This window comes from Dietzia sp. NPDC055343, assembly GCF_053645265.1.
On record NZ_JBSHMJ010000099.1, the window covers coordinates 1 to 2,996 of the forward strand.

The window sequence follows — 2,996 nt, forward strand, 5'->3', positions numbered from 1 at the left end:
ACTCTCTGGGATAGGGACCGGGCATGATGACATCCTCCCCGCCAGCGCCTCCCGGCACTAACGATCAGTTGTCACCGATTCGTTCCTCACGCCCCCTCGATAGCGGCACTCATTTTATCGGTGGCAGCGACAGGACCCGAAGCTATCGCCCAGACGTCCACCGAGGCTATACAACCAAGTGGGACAGTGGGCGATGAAGGCAACGTAACTCCGTCAGATCCCGATACGATAAACGAGGAACCACCACAAATGGTGGCAGCCGCTGCGCCTCCGTGGTCGTACACGGGAGAGCAAATGGCCACGAGCCGAATTGCTAGGTGTGACACTTGGAAAACGCCCCAAGGTGGAACATACTCATCCAGTATTCTCCGACGAGGGTACTGGTTCGATGGGGCAACGGGAGACCAACCGTTTGGCTACGATAAGGCACGGGGTAAGCACTGGGTATGGAACAGAAACATATGGAAGGCGACGGTAGGAAACGCGGGGGGCTGTAACGAGTCTCAGTCGAATCCCACCGCTGGAGTATTCACAAACTGGTTCGACCGCTTGACATGTCGTGTCATTAACTCAATTCCCGTCGATTGCAGTCAATGGGAAAGTAAGCGGGTTCGCTCTATCGAAGTGCGATCAACCACCCAGAACACCCCGCCTGGCAGCGAGATGCTAGGCAATCTCAGTATCTACTGTGAGAATACGCCGCCTAGCGACCAACTGTGTCCGATTTGGGTAGGCTACGCAGTCCCTCCACATCCTGACGATACTCCGCCACCGTACAACTAACTAGGTAACCCGTCGGGGCATCGCAGTTGAGCGATGCCCCGACACCGGCGTTGCCCAGGTTACGCTTTTGTGCGACAGATATTGAATCCTAAAGTTACCATTACATTAGAGCGGCAAAGTTATGAACCAAGACGGGCCAACCGAGAACCACTGGACTGACACGTTTTCAGAAAATGAGCACTCGCGGGCTTTTCCATTCATCACCCAATGCCATCGCGAATTGCAGTCGCGGTACTGCGACGACGCCAACCGAGATATGCCGTCGCGCTTCCTTTGTTACTTGCTGAACGAGATTCGCACTAACACATTAACCGAATGCTGGTGCGTAGGCGTACGCGACGCTGGAGTACTTGGCGATGGCAGCGCATGGATCAAATATAGTTTTGGCGAATTGAAATTTGCTATTGCTCTTCGAATTGACGCCTCCGTTATCAAGGCGCACACCGACCACTTAGCGAGGTATGCAAGCGAACTTGCAGCTTTCACAATTGGAGAGCCGGGCATCAACTTGGCAAATTCAGAAATCGTGGACGGCACCTACTGGTTTAGGGTGGACAGATAGTTAACCGTTCTGTGTACGCTATTCAGGGCAGTTGGTGGGCAGTTCGGCGAGGGCGTCTGGGTATGCGCCGTGGCCGTTCAGGGCGAAGCCCGCGAGGCCAACGACGTCGCGGCGCCAGCGCAGGAGCCCGAGGAATAACGGCTCCCCTACTTGGTTGGCTGCGTGGCGGCTGGAGCGTGCTCGCCGACGGCGACTCCCCCATCCGTTCGGACTTGGGTCGGGGAACGCCGGAAACACGTAACGTTTCCTGTTCCCGGATGCTGTGGATCTGAGTGCGGTGACGACGGACGCAACGCTGGCATTGCTGCCGCCCAGAACTGCACCCGTTCTGGGCGGCCACTAATTGATCCGACAGACATTGCGGAAAAGCGACACCGCCCGGGACGCCCGGGCCAAGGGGCGCACCGCCGAGGAGTCCGCTCGAGAAGGGCCTACTCCGCGGTCATCGGGTCATAGTTTTCGTGATCGGCCGGGGTTGTGCGATCGTCCTCGAGTTCTCCTTGTAAGGCAGAGCGGAGCCAATCATGATCGACCTCGGCGTCGACTGCGTCCGCGAGAACCGCGACCTGCTCGGCCACGGGGAGCTGAGAGACGTCAGGCGCCAGGTCCCCCGTGTACTCCTCGGTCACGTGACTGGACTCGGAGGACAGGTTCTCGGTCGCTGCCCGCGCCGTCGGAGAGGAACTCAGGGAGCCGGACCCTCCACCGAAGAGGCTGACCTCCCATTGCCTCGTGCCGTAGTAGAGCGTCTGGCCATTCACCTGCGGCCACGCTGACAGCAGCATTTGCGCACGGCCCAAGTTGCTGTACGGATGGATCGCCGGCGCGTAAAGGGCTGGCTGCTCGACTCCGGTGACCTGAATGGCGGGCATCGTCCATAGGCCTTCCGGGCGAGGAGCGGTCCGGGTGACGGCGCCAAGGATGCCGTCGCAGTACGAGAGCACGACTCGTCCGTCGATGACTTGAGCGGAGAGCTCGCCGATGGCGTTGTTAGGAACCGTGGGGGTGAGGATCGGGGTCGTGAAACCACCGCGGCGCCATGCCCATGTTCCGCCGCCGTCTCGACCCCAGAACTCATAGGTTGAACGGTTCCACATGCTGCGCCAGTCCACGCGCACGAGATGGATGCCGCCGCCGTTCCAACGGCCCTCGTTGGTGCCGTAGATGTAAACCCAAGGTTCGCCGGGGAGCATGAGCATCGTGTTGTTCTGGAAGTGACTCCACTCCCCCACGTTAGGGAAGTCGAAGTTCTCGCGATTGACCTCCAGATCCCACGTGCGTTCCCAGTTCTCGGCGTGGGCTTCGGTCGAGGTCCACATGCGCGAGTGGAAGGTCGCCCAGCTCCCGCCGGGCGAGATCGGATCCCAGGACCGGATCGCGAAAGTTGTCATCATGTACCGGCCGTCGGGCAGGTGGATCAGGTCGTTCGGAATGTTGGTGAAGCCGTCCGGGAGCTCGCCAGCATGGACCGTTCCGCGGTGCTGATAGTTGATCATCTCTTTGGCGTAGGCGCCGCCGATGGCGTTGTCCCACCGGATGCCGTTCTCAATGTCTGGCCTGAGTTGGACCTCGTTAGTGCCCCGCGGCGATGGCTGTGAGGATGGCTTGGGAGTCGTCGTCGAGCGGGGTGCGAGCGGTGAGCTCGTGTCCG

At 59.7% G+C, this 2,996-nt stretch carries 2 protein-coding genes; one reads left to right on the top strand and one right to left on the bottom strand.

Going from position 1 to position 2,996, the window contains the following annotated elements:
• The first annotated feature begins 904 nt into the window (after window positions 1–904).
• The gene (locus tag ACWIE7_RS18620) at window positions 905–1,345 is read left to right on the top strand and encodes a hypothetical protein (RefSeq protein WP_143337767.1); all 441 of its coding nucleotides are present in this window, start codon (window positions 905–907) and stop codon (window positions 1,343–1,345) included.
• 431 nt (window positions 1,346–1,776) lie between these two features.
• On the opposite strand, the gene ACWIE7_RS18625 is transcribed toward ACWIE7_RS18620, so the two are convergent.
• A partial coding sequence (locus tag ACWIE7_RS18625; RefSeq protein ID WP_454070251.1) for a DUF4185 domain-containing protein occupies window positions 1,777–2,996 on the bottom strand: 1,220 nt, incomplete at its 5' end.